General features: G+C 60.9%; 12 protein-coding genes. 6 read left to right on the plus strand and 6 right to left on the minus strand.

All coding sequences use genetic code 11. The annotated features are described in order from the left end of the window. Positions 1–13 precede the first annotated feature (13 nt). Complete coding sequence (locus KQI84_16265) at positions 14–790, plus strand: helix-turn-helix domain-containing protein (GenBank protein MCB2156430.1); 777 nt, start codon at positions 14–16, stop codon at positions 788–790. An 81-nt stretch (positions 791–871) separates the two neighbouring features. Here the strand turns inward: KQI84_16265 and KQI84_16270 are convergent, their stop codons facing one another. The 5 genes from KQI84_16270 to KQI84_16290 all read right to left on the minus strand — a co-directional run bounded on the left by KQI84_16270 (position 872) and on the right by KQI84_16290 (position 5,782). Further along, positions 872–2,962, minus strand: a complete 2,091-nt coding sequence (locus KQI84_16270) for a hypothetical protein (GenBank protein ID MCB2156431.1) — start codon at positions 2,960–2,962, stop codon at positions 872–874. Between the two features lie 4 nt (positions 2,963–2,966). Continuing rightward, entirely contained in the window at positions 2,967–3,293 is a 327-nt protein-coding gene (locus tag KQI84_16275) for a hypothetical protein (protein MCB2156432.1), read from the minus strand. Positions 3,294–3,305: 12 nt separating this feature from the next. Then, a complete protein-coding gene (locus KQI84_16280) occupies positions 3,306–4,199 on the minus strand; it encodes a hypothetical protein (protein ID MCB2156433.1) in 894 nt (297 codons plus the stop codon). 176 nt (positions 4,200–4,375) lie between these two features. Then, positions 4,376–4,837: a DUF3568 domain-containing protein gene (locus KQI84_16285; protein MCB2156434.1), complete on the minus strand. Its 462-nt coding sequence runs from the start codon at positions 4,835–4,837 to the stop codon at positions 4,376–4,378. Positions 4,838–5,050: 213 nt separating this feature from the next. After that, entirely contained in the window at positions 5,051–5,782 is a 732-nt protein-coding gene (locus KQI84_16290) for a DUF3891 family protein (protein MCB2156435.1), read from the minus strand. A gap of 369 nt (positions 5,783–6,151) precedes the next feature. On the opposite strand from KQI84_16290, the gene KQI84_16295 reads away from it, so the two are divergent. From KQI84_16295 to KQI84_16315, 5 genes are all read left to right on the plus strand, one after another. Beyond that, the gene (locus tag KQI84_16295; GenBank protein MCB2156436.1) at positions 6,152–6,469 is read left to right on the plus strand and encodes a zinc ribbon domain-containing protein; all 318 of its coding nucleotides are present in this window, start codon (positions 6,152–6,154) and stop codon (positions 6,467–6,469) included. A 128-nt stretch (positions 6,470–6,597) separates the two neighbouring features. Next, complete coding sequence (locus tag KQI84_16300) at positions 6,598–6,978, plus strand: PEGA domain-containing protein (protein ID MCB2156437.1); 381 nt, start codon at positions 6,598–6,600, stop codon at positions 6,976–6,978. 34 nt (positions 6,979–7,012) lie between these two features. Next, complete coding sequence (locus tag KQI84_16305) at positions 7,013–8,743, plus strand: FHA domain-containing protein (GenBank protein ID MCB2156438.1); 1,731 nt, start codon at positions 7,013–7,015, stop codon at positions 8,741–8,743. A 10-nt stretch (positions 8,744–8,753) separates the two neighbouring features. After that, a complete protein-coding gene (locus KQI84_16310) occupies positions 8,754–10,412 on the plus strand; it encodes a hypothetical protein (GenBank protein ID MCB2156439.1) in 1,659 nt (552 codons plus the stop codon). Then, a complete protein-coding gene (locus tag KQI84_16315) occupies positions 10,409–11,161 on the plus strand; it encodes an RNA methyltransferase (GenBank protein MCB2156440.1) in 753 nt (250 codons plus the stop codon). The genes KQI84_16310 and KQI84_16315 overlap by 4 nt, the downstream gene beginning before the upstream one ends. A gap of 351 nt (positions 11,162–11,512) precedes the next feature. Here KQI84_16315 and KQI84_16320 read toward each other — a convergent pair whose 3' ends face one another. Continuing rightward, the gene (locus tag KQI84_16320; GenBank protein ID MCB2156441.1) at positions 11,513–17,632 is read right to left on the minus strand and encodes a hypothetical protein; all 6,120 of its coding nucleotides are present in this window, start codon (positions 17,630–17,632) and stop codon (positions 11,513–11,515) included. Positions 17,633–17,677: the final 45 nt, after the last annotated feature.

Consider the following 17,677-nt stretch of genomic DNA (forward strand, 5'->3'; position numbering starts at 1 on the left):
CAGGTACATACACATGAATTTCTTCTCCAGTGCGCTCCGCAAAGGTATGGAGGAACGTCGCTTCAACCAGGCGCAGTTGGCTGAGTTTCTGAAAGTCGACCCCGCTTACGTGTCCCGTTGGTTGAAGGGCGCCCATCCGCGTATCGATCAAATGTCGCGCGTGTTGACAGCTCTCGGTTGGGACCTGGATCGCGCACATCCGGATTACGATCCCGTCGCCGATGCACTGACGCGCGTGAGCCAAGATCCCACCGGCGTCGATTCCGGCGCTGTCAAAGAGGCCGCTGCCGATTACGGCGCTCCCGCTTCACTGAAACGAGTCTTGGAGAAGGCTTCTCGTCGCGCCGCCGATGCCAAGTCCGGCGTTATCTTCGCGGGTCGTGTCGATGCATCCAACGGCTCTGTGAAGTTCGAAGAGTTTGAACTTCCTGTCCCGAATTTCCTGTCGCCGGCTTTTTCGACCATGCTGACGGACAAGGAAGACATCGTGTTGTTCCTGCTCGAGGGCAGCGGGCTGGCGCCTCACTTCCAGGATGGAACTTGGCTTTTTGCCCAACAGGTGAACAGCATTTCCGAACTGAAGACTGGCGACGATGTGATGTTCAAGACCGGTGCGAAGGGCAAGAATTGCGATCTTCGCCGCTTCGTCCGCATGACCAATGCGTCCAGTGGCCGCACGGAAGTGATCGTGGGTGCGCCGCTGACAATGCACGGTTCCTATCTGACGTGCAAAGTGCGCGAGGCCAAGTGCCCCTACAAGATCGTGGGGACTTTCCGCCAGCGCGACTGATGTGTTTCGACTGGAATGCCTGATTGAAACGGCCGCCGAGGTTCTCGGCGGCCGTTCTGCTTTCTTGAGAGGATCATTGAATCAGCGGCGAGCTGCGTTCTCCATACGGATGAAGGTTGCGGCATCGACGCCACTGCCGGGTTCGACCAGATCGCGTTCGTGATCGCTGAGGATCTGGGTGCCGAGAAGTGCGGCGATCACGTCGGTCGATTGCATCTCGTCGCGCTGGCGCGTTGTGAAGGAATACTCCCGCCGGGCAAAGCGATTTCCAGTCGGGGTGATGGCTTCGACGTTCCAGATGTACTCACGTTCGCCGTTCAAGTGAAGTTCACCGTCCAGTCGGTACGTCGTCGATTGATTGGGCGTTTCGATCACCGGCAGCATGCCGAATCCAACGGCTTCGATGTAGATGCGATAGTTCGTCGCGTCCGCAACATATTGCCAGTTGAGGGAAATCTCCCAGTTCACTTCGGTGGATCCATCGACTGGGGTCAGTAGCGTGAAGTCCGAAACCGATGTGGTGTAGAATCGGGTCCAGTCTCCATCATTGATGCGAATCATCGTTCCGGTGGCGTCGATCGCGACGGCCCGCCAGAAGTACTCGCTGTCCATTTGCAACTGTTCGAAGGCGCTTCGCCATTGCGTTGGCGTTGGGGGAAGCGGTTCGGAATACCACAAGGTGTTCAGGTCCGGCTCGCCGTTCAGGGAAGGCGTCAGTTGCACGCGATAGGCAGTCGCGTTTTCCGAGGCTTCCCACTCAAATGTTGGAATGGTGAGAACGCCGTGCTGCTCTGCAGCCGGGTAAATGACGGCGAATTCGCCGAGAGGATGCACGGTGAATCGACGAAGACCACCGTTGTTGATACGTTCGAAACCCTGGTCGCCGTGTGCCTTGATCTGCCACCAGTAGATCCCGCCGAGCGCGAGAGGATCCGGCCAGTCGAGAGTTGTGGTGGGCGGCGTTGTGATTTCCGATTGGTGGAACTGTGGTGAGCCATCGACATCGCGGTAGACTTCGAGCGTGTAGCTGAGTGCGTTTTGGGCCGCGGTCCAGGTGAAGGTGGGTTGCCGGACGACACCCGTAGCGTCGACCTCCGGTTGAAGGAGCGTGAAGTCACCAAGGTTTGACACATAAAACGGACGAACGCCGTCGGTGACTTGCAATTCGTGAGATTCATTGCGGGCCGTCACGAGGACCCAGTATTTCCCCAGGTCTAATGGCGACGAAACCGTGTACGATGTCTGGTCGGTGGCGACGTCGATCAAACCGGGTTCCTTCGGTGCGCCATTCACATCGGGGAAGATCTCGAATCGATAATCGACGACATTCGCCGAGGGCTGCCAAGTGAACGTTGGTGTTTGCGAGAGCGTCAAATCGTCTGAATTCGGTAACGTAAACGCAAAGGCGCCGAGATCGGGTGCCTCGGCCATTGTATAGTACCATTTCCCACCGGTGTTCTCGGTGGAGCCGGACGGATTCGTGGCGATGACGTGCCAGAAATACGAGGAGCCGCGACTCATGCGGTAGTCTTCTGCGGAGACGCTCGCGTCGCCGACATCCACTTGATCGAGCGTGTAAACAGGATCGACGGAGGGATTTCCGCCGACATTGTCGTAGATTCGCAGGCTGTAGGTCGTCCCGATGGGGGAGTTCTGGTTCCAGGTGAAGTGAATCGGCTGGACCAATCCCTCGGCGCCACTGGCCGGCGACCAAAGTTGGAAGGCACCCGGTTTGTCGAAGGCCTGGACCTCGAAGGCGTATGTGCCGACCTTCTTTCTGTAGAAATCGAAGTCGTAGTCGTAGATCCAGAGTTCCAGAGTCAGGGTCTCGGCGGCTCCCATCGTGTAGGGGGCGTAAAGCGAGAGTGTGAACTCCGCCGTGTCATCCCGATTGATCAGTTGGCGTTCGGTCGTGGTCGGCGTGACGGACCAGGCGTAGGGCTTTCCGGAGACGATGACCTCGAAGTAGGAGGCGACGTCTTTATTGTGAACGGTGACGGTCGCATCCTGCCAGGCCTTTGTGGGGAATTCGCGCGGGGTGACATCTTCAATATCGCCATTGCCGAAGTTGATGCCCAGATCGGCGGCTGCCCAACCGGGAAGAACAACCAGTGCCGCAAGGAGCAACAGGCCGATCCAGGCCGTGCGCGTTTCCACTCTTGTGAGTCCCATCCGTTTACTCCTCGCGCCCGGCGGCGTTTTCGGCGGATTCGACGCGTTGGCGAATCTGCGCCAGGCGAGCCTTCTCTTCTTCGGGCAAATCGAGCGCTCCGGGGCCTTCCGGTTCGGAGACGGCAGCACTCGTCCCTGCCTGACGCTGTCGTGCCGCGTCAATCTCCGCCTGGAGTTCGCGTTCGAGTTCCGACTGGCGCTCGCGCTTTTTGCGGACGGGGCGCGCGCCTTTCTGGCGACTCTGCATGAAGCGCATGACGACGTACCCGACCGAGAGCACGAAGCCCAGAATCGCAAAGGGCAACCACTGTACGATCCCGATATCGCCCATGATCTAGCGCCCTCAGCCTCCGATGCGCCAGTACTGACGCCGGGTGGTGTGTTTCAGCTCAAACCGGCGCCCGTCGTCGAATTCGAAGGCCAGCAGCGTGTTTGCGTCGTCGTCGGCGATGTAGAAGTTCGCGCGGCGGCCGTCGCGGGCCTCGAGGGAAACGCGCCAGACTTCTTCGGCGGCATAAGTCCCGGCGGGAACAGTGAGGTCCTCGTTCGGGTGGTCGACCATCGCCACCGCGGGAACGGGCTCGGGAATCTGCACGCGATTGGTGGTCTGCGGGGGCTGGAGCATCAGGCCGGTCTTGAGGCCCTCGCGGAACGGCAGGGCGCGGAAGAGGAGCGGGAGTTCTTCTTCGAAGTAGGTGTTGGCGGTGTGGTCGGTCAGTTGGGTGTTTCCGGTGCCTTCGCCATCCCAGTAGGAACTGTACCAGAACACGGCGGTTTCGCGCCAGAGCTCGTACTGCTTGAAGGTCGTGCCGCACCATTCCTGGCTGCTGATCGTCATCTTCACGGCATTGTTGATGTTCGAGCGCTGATAGAAGACCGTCGTCAGGTAGTTGTACGGATAATTGGGCGTTGGGATGGACGAAATCTGGAGCTGCTTCAGGGCCGGCAGAAGCGGCTTCTGGCCGTAGGGCCATTCGGCTTTGACCATGAATTCCTTGTTGATGTCCTCGGCGACGGTGATGAGGCGCAGCTCGTGGGGACGGTCCTCGCTGTAGATGATGCGGTGGCCTTCGTAGGTGGCGACCTCGGCGCGGCTGTCATCCCAGAGACTGCCAGCCCAGTCTGGTCGGATCGTTTCGACCATCGTTCCGTTTACGGGCGCGGGATCCTGGGCTGCGATGGCGCCGGCCCAAAGGGCGACGAGACCGATCAGCGCGGCGCGAACAAGAGACTTCATGGATGACGTTCCTTATCGTGCGAAATTGCGGGATTTGCAGCCCCACACAAGGGTGGGGCTCGACTGGGAAGCCGTCCCATCAAAATCCACGCCCAGTTACACAAAAGGCCGGCCGGAAACCAAGGGGAAGGTTTCCGGCCGGCGGCAGAGATTGCTGGTCAAAGAGGAGATTCGGGTCAGAGATTCTTGCGAATCTGGTCGAGAATCTTCCGCGATTGGGTTTCGTCGCCGAATGTCCCGATGCGGACATTCAAACGCGTCTGGGTCTCCGACAACTTCTGCAGCTTGACGACGACCTTCGTGTCGTCGGCATCGCGGGCGGTGAATGTGGCGGTTGCCAGAATGTCTTCGCCGAGGCCGAGGAGATCGTTTTGGCTTTCGTCGTCGCTCGGCTGGGCCTTGACCTTCTCGTAGGAGACATCGCGCTGCTCGATTTCGTAACCCAGTTGCGTCAGCGCCTTGTCGGTGGCCTTGCGTGCCTTCTCGAATTCGACGTCTTCGAGCGATTTCGTTTCGCCCGCGACGTAGGCGACTGCACCAGCTCCGGCTGCGATTCCGCCGCCGATGAGCAGCAATTCGCATCCTGCGGAGAAGACCGACAGGACGAGGACAAGGCTCAATGGTAAGAGGCGTTTCATGGTGACCTCCTTGGGTCGTCGGGTTTCTGAGGTGCAAGGAGGAGAGGTTGCAGGGCCCATGCCTCGGCAGGGGCGATTCGACGAGAAGATGGGTGGGTTCGGCTGTAGATAGTTGAATTTGTGTGGCTTGGCAAATCGTACTTATTTGGTTCCGTTTCGAGGCTTGAAGCCGTAGCTGGGGGGCATGGATGCGGATCGGCGCGACAATGTGTCTCAGGCGGGGCGGAGGCGGACGGGCTGTGTCCAGTTCCAGCGGTCGGCAGCGACATCGGCAAGGACGGTATCCCAGTTAGCCGGGGCATCGACTCGGATCATCGGGATGCCGATTTCGATGTCGTCGTCCTCGAACGGCCAGAACTCGAGGCGGAGATCCCAGTCACCGTCTCGATGAGCCGGGACAGCGACTTTGTGGGTTCCGCCGGAGTTGAAGAGCTCCAGCTCGTGATCCGGCCAGGAGGCGCAGACCATCAGCGTCAGGACATCGCAGGTGGCGAGGACGGCGTAGTTTGTCTCGAGACGGCGGGTGTGTTCAGCGGGGTCGAGGGTAGGCCAGGCCTTGTGAACCGAGGTTTCGAGGGCTTCGCCGATGAAGTCCTTGTTCTCGCCTTTGCCTTCGATGATCCGGGCGGCGTGGCGGGCGATCAGGGCGGCGGCAGCCGGGTGCATCTGCTCGACGGCTTCCTTTACGCCACGGCGCCAGATGGCAACGTGCGAGGGGGTTTCGAGCTCGGTGAAGTTGCGTGGCGTTCCGTCGGGATGGCGGTCGGGGTTCTGCTCCCATTCGCGCCATCCGTCATCGTGGTGCGTTGTGGCGTGGATGGCTTCGGCACGGGTGTCAGGATCGAAGAATTCGGGACGCAGCCGCGCGGCGAGCTCCCCGCTGGCCTTGGCGTGGACGGTCTGCGCCGTGACGAATACTTCGTTTCCTACCGTCCGGATGATCATTGCCGAGTCTCTCCTCGCCGCTCAGGTGGGCGGATTGTCCGGAGATGGTGGGGGAGGTGTCGAGGATGTTCTGCTTGTCCCAATCTCATCGTTGCGGTGCGGGCGGTGGGTCGCGCTTTCAGCGCTCCGGGGCTTGGACGTCGGGAGCCCAGGGCTTGCGCCCTGGGCTGGTATGGGGTGGGGCGTTGCCCCTTCCGCCTTCGCCAAGGCTGCGGTGGACAAGTCGGTGGTCACGGGGACGATCGAGTTTGAAGATTGGCGGATGGGGTGCCGGCTGGAAGCCGGCGGTCCCAAGGCAGGGTGGGCTTGCGCTTTGGGTATGGTTCGCGCTACTTGACGGGGGTGATTCGCTGAAGGAGACGCGCTGAGATGCCGATCTATGAGTATGCGCACAAGGGCGAGAAGGGCCCGGAATGCACGGACAATTTCCTGTTGGAGCAGTCGATCAAGGATGATCGGCTGGAGAAGTGCCCGTTGTGCGGCCATCCGGTCGAGCGGCTGATCTTTCCGGTGGGGATCGCGACGCCAAAGACGAATACGGAGCTGAAGAACCTGGGGTTCACGAAGCTGGTGAAGCGCGATGACGGGGTGTACGAGAATGTGACCCAGGGGGATGGCGAAAAACGCTACATGCAGCGCGGGGATGCGTCGTCTCTGCCCAATCTGACGAACAAGATCAGCGATTAGGGGCGTCTTCGGTCCGGCTGGGGAGGCGGCGCCGGATGGCGCGCGCCCCAGTCTTCTTGACACCCAGGGACTCCCGGCCCGCATACTGCCTCGGAGCTGAAAGCCCGTGAAATGGTGAGGTTGATGCGGTGAAGAACGGATTCAATCGACTGGCGTTGCTGGCTTTGGTCGCGATTCTCGGGGCGACGACCGGCTGCGTGCGGTCTAAGGTCCTGGTGACATCGGACCCGCCTCGCGCCGATATTACGATGAATGATATCCATCTCGGCCGGACTCCCGTGGAGCAGCCCTTCACGTGGTACTGGTTCTATGATTTCAAGGCCGAGAAGGAAGGCTACGAGACAGTGGTCAGCCGGGAGCGTTTTCGGGCCCCGGTTTACCTGTGGCCGGGCCTGGATCTGCTAATGGAAATGATGCCGTTCCCGGTGACAGACTCGAAGCGCGTACACCTGGTTCTGCGGCCGGAGGAACAGAGGCCGGAGCCGGAATTCGCCGGCGGCGAGTCCTGACCCGTATTCAGCCCCGAAGGGGAGTTGCCAGCCCGTGAGCAAGAACGAACAGCCCGCACAGATTCTGATTCGCTCCAGCGCCGAAGGTGTGAAGGACGCGTATGATATCGAGGAGTCGGCCACGATCGGTCGGCATCCGACGAATACGATCGTCCTCGGGCTGGATTCGATTTCGCGCTTTCACGCCCGAATCGATCGGCGCGGCAACTTCTTCATTCTCCAGGACTTGAATTCTTCGAACGGCACGTACGTGAATGGCGAGCGCATCACGCAGATGACGCTGCACCACAACGATGTGGTGACGTTCGGTGCGGTGGAGTTTCTTTTCACGAACGAGGCGTCGTCCTCGATTACCAGTTCGGGTGCTCGCGAGGGCATGAGCATCGTCGATATTACGGACGATCGCGAAGACGTCGCCCGCCCGACGGCGCAGTCGGTTCTGAAGCAGGAAGACATCAGCGAAATCCGCGATCGTTCTTCGGTCTACACGAGCCTGGCGGACAAAAAGACCGATCGCGCGACGTTGATGCGGTTGAACAACCGGCTTTCGACTCTGTACCGGCTGTCGGAACTGTTGCGCGAGTCGGCGAACGATCGCGAAGAGGCGGTGATCGAGCGCAGCCTGGAGTTGTTGTTCGATGCGGTGTCGGCGGATCGCGGTGTGATCATGACGCGATACTCGCCGGAAGTGACGGAGCTGGATGTCGCGGCGGTGAAGTACCGCGACCAGCCGATCAACCCGCCAAAGCTTTCGATTTCGCGCACAATTCTGGAGCAGGTGCTGGAGCAAAAGGTCGCCGTGCTGAGCAGCGATGCGCAGAGCGACGCGCGCTTCGATGCGAGCGAGTCGATCATTATGAATCGAATTCGCTCCGCCATCTGCGTTCCGATGATTCAGCAAGGCAACGTGATGGGCGTTGTGCATCTGGATTCGCAGTCGACGTCGCGGACGTTCGGCAACGAGGACCTGGAGTTCGTGACCATGATCGCGTCGGAGCTTTCGGTCGCGATCGAAAACATGCGGATGCGGAAGGAAGCGGCGCACCGCGAGCGCCTGGCGGCGGTCGGCGAGACCGTGGCCGGCATCAGTCACAATGTGAAGAACATCCTGCTGCTGATGCAGGGTGGCAGCGAACTGCTGAACCGCGCGCTCTCGAAGGAAGACATGGAGTCGGCACAGGATTCCTGGGACGTCGTGCAGCGCGGTATCGCGAAGATCGGCAAGCTCGTACGCGATATGCTGGCGTACTCGAGCAACAAGAAGCCGGAGTTGCGGCAGGTTGACTTGAATGAACTGATTTGTTCGACGGCGGAAGAGGTTGAGGATCAGTTGGTCAGCAAGAGCGTGCGGCTGGAGTTGGATCTGGACGAAGCGATCACGCCGCGCCTGCTGGACGAGAATGGGCTCAGCCGGACGTTGATGAATCTGATCGTTAACTCGATGGAAGCCATCAAGCACCAGGAAGGCGAAATCAAGGTCGAGACGCAATTGCGACAGGATGCGGATCAGACGATTGTCCTGACGATTCGCGACAATGGCTGCGGCATTTCGAAGGATAAGCTGGAGAAGGTTTTCATGCCGTTCTTCACGACGAAGGGCTCGAGCGGGACGGGGCTCGGGCTGCCGATGTGCAAGAAGGTCGTGGAAGATATGGGCGGCACGATGCGCGTCGAGTCAGAAGAGAACATCGGGACGACGTTTATCATGACGTTCCCGTACCTGATCGACGGCGAAGATTCGAACGTTACGATCGAGAGAGGATGAGTCAGGAGTGATGAAAGTCGCTGCTACTCGTCCCCGTTCTGCTGGGATTCTGCTGGGCTTTGCCTTGCTGATTCTGTGCGGCCTGCATCAGTCTGTGCGCGGCGAGGCTTTTCCGATTTTCTCGCAAGCGGACGACATGGCGACGACGCCGGGTATCGAGACCTGGGCGCCGTGGCCGTTCGGTCATCGCATCAGTTCGTCGACCGAGTCGATGACGGCGTTTCATCCGATTTTCTCTTACTACAAGAACAAGCTCAATGAGTCGCGGGAGTTTCATCTTCTTTGGCCGCTGGTCGATTGGTCGTACGAGAAGGAAGCGTGGGGCGAGAAGGACCGGCGGCGTTTGACGGTGCTGCCATTGTGGTACAGCGCCAGCGGCGTGGCGGACTCCGGGCCGTACTGGTTGCGTTACCTGTTCCCTTTGTACTTCGAGGGTGAGCAGGCGGAACGCGGCGGGAAGTACTTCATCGTCTTTCCGTTCTTGTGGTACGCGCGGAATGCGAAACTGACAGTTCCGTTGTTTCCGCATCGGCCTCAGAACTTCACGGCGGTCTGGCCGCTGGCGGGGGATTTCCGCGGGTACTACAACAGCGATCGAACGCGCTTTCTGCTTTGGCCGTTGTTTGTCGAATCGTGGGATCACGAGGGCGACGATCCGTTCAAGATCTACTCGCTCATCTGGCCATTCTTCAGTCTGTACCAGAGCGATAACGATGCGGTGCACGGCTTCCGCGTGTGGCCGTTGTTTTCGCGTGTGAAGCACGAGGGCGAGTTCACGCGCGCATACTGGCTGTGGCCGCTCGGGCACTACCGAAAGGGTCGCATCTCGCAGAAGAATGACGGTCAAGAAGAGGTGCTGCTGTTCCTGCCGTTCTATGGCAAGGTGCGCCGCCCGACTTATTCGTACGACATGATCTTCCCATTCTACGGCAAGCTCGACATGAAGGGTCGCAAGACGCGCGGGTATGCGTTGGCGCTCTACAACGAGAACGATAATTTGCGCACGGGCATTCGCGAACATCGTCTGCTGTGGTTCCTGATTCGGTGGACGACGAATATCCCGCGGGATTTGTCGCTGACGCAGGGGCAGGAGAGGGAAGGCATGGAGGGCGGCGGCTTCTTCCCGTTCTATGTGCATCGCTACATGACGGGGAAGGATCAGAAGACGATCCTGTGGCCGTTCTTCAGCACGAACTACGATCGCTACAAGGACTACGAGTTCGATCGAACGTACCTGATGCCGCTCTACTCGAACCAGGTGAAACGTTACAACGACGGGAACACGGAGCAGCGCAAGTACGTCTTCCCGTTCTTCCGCAAGTGGCGGATGGAAAATGGCGACGAGTATCGCAGCGTGTTGCACTTGTGGTTCTACTCGAAGTGGGACGGCATCGATCGCAACTGGGCTCCGTTGTGGACAGTCTGGGAGAAGCGTGCGAACACCGAAACGGGCGAGGCGCGCACGCATGTCGTCGGGCACCTTTACACGTACGACAAGAATTGGCTGGGTGTGGAGCGCAGCGCTTACAACCTGCTTGTCTTCAGCACGGAGAAGTACACCGGCCCGCATCGTCCGGAAGAGCACCACACGCGCTTCTTCTGGGGCCTGGTGGGACATCACCAGTTGGGTGAGAAGAAGCAGTGGGAATTCTTCGGAAAGCGTTTCTGATGGTGATCGATTCCCCAAAGAACCCGCGGGTTAAAGCGTGGCGCCGTTTGCAGTCGAAGAACGGTCGCGCGGAAGCGGCGAGTTTCCTCGTCGAAGGTCCGCACCTTGTTTCCGAAGCGATTGCCGGCGGTGCGCCGATTCATGAATTGATCCTGAGCGAAGGCGTTGCCCCGCCCGAAGGGCTTGCCGGCAACATCCCCGTGATTCGCGTGACGCAACGCGTCATGAAGGAAATCGCCGAGACGGAAACGCCGCAGGGCATGGTTGCGGTTTGCGGATTTTCTCACGAGTCGCCGCCGCATCCGACGGCCGGCGGGTTTCTGCTTCTGCACAATGTGCAGGACCCAGGGAACGTCGGCACGATGATCCGCACGGCTTCGGCGGCAGGTCTGGCCGGCGTGATCGCCGGACCCGGCACGGCGGATATCTATAACGGCAAGGTTGTGCGCGCTTCGCAGGGCGCGATTTTCCATCTGCCCGTTTTTCACGCGGCGATCGATTCATGGATTTCGCGCCTGCAATCGGCGAATGTCCCGGTGTATGCGGCGGATGCGCGCGGCGGTGTTTCGTTTCGCAACGTGGAGCCCGCTCGGCAGTTTGCGTTGATCGTCGGCAACGAGGCGGCGGGTCTGCCGGCGGAAGTTGTGGAGCGGGCGGACAAGCCAATTCACATTCCGATCAAGGGGCACGCGGAGTCGCTGAATGTGGCGATCGCGACAGGGATTCTTCTTTTTCATCTGAGTGCATGAGTCGGGGCGGTTGGCAGGCGAGGTCTTGGGGGAGCGGCGAGGTTTGCGGAATCGCCCTTGGCCAGGATGGCCAAGCCATCTCGAAGGGGTTGTCAGGAGTGGGTTTTGAGGTGACTTGAGCATCTCTGCTCAAGCTCCAGAAGCGTACGTCTTGCGCATGTTCACAGCAACATGCTGCCGGGATTGGTGCAGTGGGGAGAGCGTTTGCGGGACTGCTCTTGGCCAGGATGGCCAAGTCATTTCGAATGGGTTGCCGTTGGTAGAAATAGAACTCGGCCCCGGGGGAACCCGGGGCCGATGTGTTGAAGTGCAAGGCGATTCCAGAGGTCTCGCCGGTTTAGTGGGTGAGGGTTAGTAGATCATCCAGAGCTCGCCCTGGTTGTCGAACATGGTCTGGAGGTGCGTGACCATTTCGGGTGAGTAGCCGAGTGCCGCGTAGTCGATCGGGCTCTCGGTCGAGTGGCAGGTCGTACAGGACAATGCGTTGTCCTTGGTGATGCCGTGGCTGACAGAGAATCCGCCGCACTCGTTGACGCCGTAGTGATCGAACTCACCGGACACGGGCGCGAGGCCGTAGGTGTCCTGGAGTTCCTGGGTCCACATGGCGTCGTAGCTCGAGCGGCCGGTGGCCAGTGCGCCGTCCATGTTGCCGGTCTTGAAGAAGATGCCCCACTTGATGGGCACCGGGTGACCGTTGGCGTCGAGCGGCTGGTTGAACTCGATGTGCTTGAACGGATAGATGCGGCCGTCGTCACGCGCGCCGAGCGGTGTAATCTCCGGACCGACTGTTCCGTTGAACCACTTGTAGTCGATCGGCGGAGTGCCTTCGGCGAATTCGATCTTCACGCCCCACAGTGCGAGCGGGTCGCCCGGGTCCGGCGGGACGTGATCGCTGAAGTCCTTGTACGTGGCGCTGCCGGTCGCGGTGGCGTGGCAGGTCGTACACGCGATCTTGTCGACGTGCTGGTTGTAGGCGTCGTTTTCGTGAGGCGTCTCGGTGTGGCACTCGGCGCACATTTCGCCATCGTAGACGGCGCCGTGTGCAGAGAGGTCGTTGTTCACCGGGCGGATCATTTCGTGTTCGCCGGCGTAGTGGCAGTCGCTGCAGCTCAAGCCTGCGTCGGCGTGAACGTCGGCGCCGTGGCCGTAGATGGAGCCGCGCTTGAAGCTGGCGTAGTTGTATTCGTCGGCCTGGAAGGTTCCACCACCGGCCGCCGCGTGGCAGCGCAAGCAGTAGTCGTACTTCGTCTTGCTCACGGTCTGCGCGACTTCGGTCAGCGTATCCCACTGGATCACGCCGTCGACCTTCGGGACGCCGAGGATGAGGGGCGTTCCGGCCCCGGTCAGCTCGGGCGAGCCATCGATGGTCGCTGTGTAGAACTTCCGCTTATAGTCGGCCGCGTGGCAGAGCAGGCAGTCGACGTTGTCGGCTTCGGAGGCCTGGACTTCGGTGCCGCCGTTCGCGGTGTAGGGCTTGAGGCCGATGCCGATGTGGCACTTGCCGCAGCCGCCCGGGTTGTCGATCTGGGGTGTCTCAGGCAGATCGCGCAAATTGCCGAGCCAGTTGAATTGAGGCAGGGTGGTGGGGAAGCCGCAGAGCTTCCACATCTTGCCGGACTTGGTGAAGGTGACCGGGTTGCCGTCGTGATCGAACTGGTAGCCTTCGGGCAGTTCGGACTCGAACTTGTAGTGTACGCTGGCCTGGACTTCGGCGATCTTGCCTTCGTGGCACTGTTCGCAGGTTTGCGGGCCTTCATAGGTTTCGAAGAGCGACGCGTGGCCCGGCCCACCGTTGAACAGGTTGGCGAGGTCCTCGGCTTCGATCGGCGTATAGCCGAGTGCGTCGAAGTCCATCTTGCCGTCGGGCGAGTGGCAGTCGGCGCAGCCAAGGGCTTCGGTCTTGGTGATGCCGTGGCTGACGGAGAAGCCGCCGCAGTCGATTTCGCCGTAGTGGTCGAATGGTCCTGGAGGCGCGGCCAGGCCGTACTTGGCCTGCATCTCCGGCGTCCACATGTCGGTGTAGAGCTGGAGGCCGGTGGCCAGGGCGCCGGCCATGTTGCCAGTCTTGAAGAAGATGCCCCACTTGATGGGAATCGGCTGGCCGTTGGCGTCGAGCGGCTGGTTGAAGGCGATGTGTTTGTAAGGATGGATCTTGCCATCGCCGCGCTCACCCAGCGGGGTGATTTCGGGGCCGACGGTTCCGTTGAACCACTTGTAGTCGATGGCGGGCTGACCTTCGGCGAACTCCATCTTGACCTTCCAGAGGCCAAGCGGATCGCTCGGGTCGGGCGCGATGTGCTGGCTGAAGTCCTTGTACGTGGCGCTGCCAACCGCGGTGGCGTGGCAGGTGGTACAGGACATCTTGTCCATGTGCATGTTGTAGGCTGCGATGTCGTGCGGTTCGGCGTCGTGGCACTTCAAGCACATCTCGCCTTCGTACACGGCATCGTGGGCTGTCAGGTCGTTATTGACCGGACGGATCATGCGGTGCCCGCCATCGGAGTGACAGTCGGAGCAACTCAGGCCTGCGTCGGCGTGAACGTCGGCGCCGTGGCCGTAGATGGAGCCGCGCTTGAAGCTGGCGTAGTTGAACTCGTCGGCCTGGTAGGTTCCGCCGCCGGCGGCTGCGTGGCAGCGCAGGCAGGTTTCGTACTGGGTCTTGCCGACGGACTTGGCCGCTTCGGTCTGGGATGCCCAGTCGATCACGCCATCCGCTCTCGGAACGGCGAGAACGATCGGACCGGAGGGACCCACTTCGGGTGCACCGCCAACGGTGGAAACGTAGAATTTCCGTTGGTAGTTCTCCGCGTGGCAGATGAGGCAATCCATGTTGTTGGCTTCACTGGCCTGGGGCTCGGTTTTGCCGACGGCCGTGTAGGGCTTAGCGCCGATGCCGACGTGGCATTGCGCGCAGCCGCCAGGGGCGTCGACTTCGGGCGTCTCGGGGAGGTCCTTGAGAGCGCCGAGCCAGTTGAACTGCGGCACGGTGGTCGGGAAGCCGCAGAGCTTCCAGAGCTTGCCGCTTGTGTCGTATGCGACGGGGTTGCCGTCGTGGTCACGGACGTGGCCTTCGGGGATGGAGGATTCGAACTTGTAGTGAACGCTGCCCTGCATCTCTTCCATGGCGCCGGGGTGGCAGCGCTCGCACTGCTGCGGGCCTTCGTAGCTGTCGCCGATCAGGAAGTCGTGATCGGGCTCGATCAGCATCTTCTTGAGGATGTTCTGCATCTCGGGAGAGTAGCCGAGGGCTTCGAAGTCCAGGCGGCCGTTTTCTTCCGTGTGGCAATCGGCGCAGGAGAGCGCACCGTCCTTCTTGATGGCGTGGCTCAACGTAATGAATGAGCCGGTTACCGTGGTGGGGTCCATGTCGGCAACGTAGCCGGGCGCGAACGGGTTGTCGGGCAGGTCGAGGCCTGCGTACGAACCGGACCACATCTGCGAGCCGATGCCGATCAGTTGTTCGCGTGTCATGCCTTCGGGCGACTGGCCCATGAAGAACAGGCCCATCTTTGCCATGCCGATGTGAATCGATGCGGTGACGTCGCCATTTGCGAAGTAGTCGGCGCGGTCCATCATGAGCATGTTGGGGAACTGTCCCATCATGGCTTCTTCCTGGGGGTTCAGTCCTTCAGGACGCATCATGCCGAACATCTTGAGTGCCGGAGCCATCTGGTTGAGGGCTGCCAGCATGGTGAAGTTCGGATCGAAGCTCGGCGTGCCAGGTAGGCCCAGCGCGTCCATTGGCTGGCCGCTGACGAAGTTGCGGAACGCCATGATCTTCGCGTCGGGTGTGTCACGCGTTGCGGGTTGCATATCCCAATTGCCGGCGTTGGCGACTGGTTCGGCCAGCATGGAGGCTTCGCCGGCGTACCAGCGATACTTGGGCGACTGGAGTTCGGGATCGTATTCCGAGTGTGGTTCGTATTGTCCGGTTTCGGCGTTGTAGACGGGGATGTTCGCTTCGGGTCCGTCGGCAACTCCGTAGGTCGGTGCCCAGACGCGGCGTGCCGCGCCGGACGTTTCCGGAATGTGGCAGGTTTCGCACGCGATCTTGTCCGTGTGCAGGTTCAGCCGCGGGTCGGACTCGTGCGGTGCGTCGGTGTGGCAGTTTTCGCAGCTCACTTCGACGTCCTGCAGATCCCATCCCATCATGTCGGTGACGCGGGAACCGCGTGCGATCTTGTGGTCGTCGACGACGTGGCACTCGGTGCAGTGCATGCCTGCCGCCGCGTGGACGTCGGTGTGGGGTTCGTAGGGTGTGCCGCGCTTGTAGGTGTAGTCGGCCTGGCCATGGTGGTGGCAGCGCAAGCAGGCTTCTGGTGTGACCGGGCCGCCGACGCTCCAGGCTGCTTCGAGCGTATCGTCGCGGTGCCAGACCATGCGGCCCAACTCGTCGTCGTAGACGAGCGGGCGTTGGTCGGCCAGTTCGAGTTCCTCCGCGACGCCGTTGTTATCGGCGTCGTATTCGGTCGCGTGGCAAATCAAGCAATCGAGAGTATCCTTTTGCTCCTGCGTGTACTCGCCGGTGCTCGGATCGGGGAAGGGCAGGCCATCGCCGACGTGGCAGCGGCCGCACTGCTGGTAGTAGTTCACGATCGAGTTCGAGCCAACGAGGCCGCAGGCGCGGTCGATCATGCCATGTGCGCCGCCGCCCGGGTACTCGATCGTGTCGTTTTCACTGCGCCACAGGTAGTGGACGGAGTCCATGACTTCGCCGCCGGCCTGCGGGTGGCAGACTTCGCATTGTGCGGGTCCGGTGTAGGTGTCGCCGATCAGGAACTTGTGATCGGGATTAGTCAGCATCGTCTTGAGGATGGTCTGCATTTCCTGGTCGTAGCCGAGTGCCTCGAAGTCCAGGCGGCCATCGTCTTCCGTGTGGCAGCTTGCACAGGTCAGGGCGCCGTCTTTCTTGATGGCGTGACTGACGGTGATGAAAGAGCCGGTCACCGTCGTGGGATCCATGTCCGGGACGTAGTTGGGCGCGAACGGGCTATCGGGCAAATCGAGGCCGGCGTAGACGCCGGACCACATTTGCGAGCCGATCGCGATCAACTGGTCGCGAGTCATTCCGGCGGGGGATTGGCCTTGGAAGAACAAGCCCATTTTCGCCATGCCGATATGCACGGAAGCGGTGACGTCGCCGTTGGCGAAATAGTCCGCGCGATCCATGATCAGCATATTCGGGAATTGGCCCATCATGGCTTCTTCCTGGGGCGTCAGGCCTTCGGGGCGCATCAGGCCGAACATCTTGAGGGCCGGGGCCATCTGGTTCAGGGCAGCCAGCATCGTGAAGTTCGGATTGAAGTCCGGCGTGCCGGGCAGGCCCATGCCGTCCATCGGCTGGCCGCTGATGAAGTTACGGAATGGGGTAATCTTCGCTCCGGAGGAATCGCGGGTTGCGGGCTGCATGTCCCAGTTACCCGCGTTGGCAACGGGCTCGGCCAACATCGAGGCCTGGCCATTGTACCAGCGATAGGAGGGCGGCTTCAACTCGCCGTCATATTCCGAGTAGGGTTCCCACTGGCCGGTTTCGGCGTTGTAGACGGGGACGTTGGCCTCGGGGCCTTCGGTCACGCCGTACGTCGGTGCCCAAACGCGACGGGCCGCACCGGAGACCTCCGGAATGTGGCAGGTCTCGCAGGCGATCTTGTCGGTGTGCAGATTGAGCATCACCTGGGTCTTGTGGGGGGCGTCGGTGTGGCACTTCTCGCAAGTCACGTCGACGTCTTGTCTTTCCCACGCGAACATGTCGGTAACGCGAGAGCCGCGGGCCATCTTGTGAGCGTCGACTTCGTGACACGCGGTGCAGTTCATGCCGGCCGCGGCGTGGACGTCGGTGTGGGGCTCGTAGGGCGTGCCGCGCTTGTACTCATAGTCCGCCTGGCCGTGATGGTGGCAACGCAGACAGGCTTCGGGGCTGACCGGGCCGCCGACGCTTTCGGCTGCCTGGGTACTTTCATCGCGATGCCAGACCCACTTGCCCTTCTCGTCATCGTAGACGAGGGGGCGCTTGTCGGCGAGTTCGATCTCGTCGGCCTCGCCGTTGTTGTCCGCATCATAGGTGACGGCGTGGCAGATCAGACAGTCGATGGAGATCTTCTGCTCGAAGGAGTATTCGCCCGTTGTCGGATCGGGGAAGGGGAGTCCTTCGCCGACGTGGCAACGGCCGCACTGGTCGTAGTAGTTCACGATGGAGTTCGAGCCGACGAGTCCGCAGGCGCGGTCGATCATACCGTGGGCGCCTCCGCCCGGGTATTCCACCGTGTCGTTTTCGGTGCGCCATGCGTAGTGCACCGAATCGATCACTTCGTTTGCCGCCTGCTTGTGACAGACGATGCAGCTTCTGGCGTCGACGTAGCCGTTGGGGAAGTACCCCTCGTGGCTTGTCATTGCCGGGGCCACAGCAGCTATAGCACAGAAGAGCAGAGCCCAATATGCCATATGCGGCTTGTGAAATATTTCACAATTCATAGCCTCGAAATCCTCCCTTTCCTACCTCTTTTTATAGGCGTCCAC

The sequence above is a fragment of the bacterium genome, from assembly GCA_020444065.1.
In the GTDB taxonomy this organism is placed as follows: domain Bacteria; phylum Sumerlaeota; class Sumerlaeia; order SLMS01; family JAHLLQ01; genus JAHLLQ01.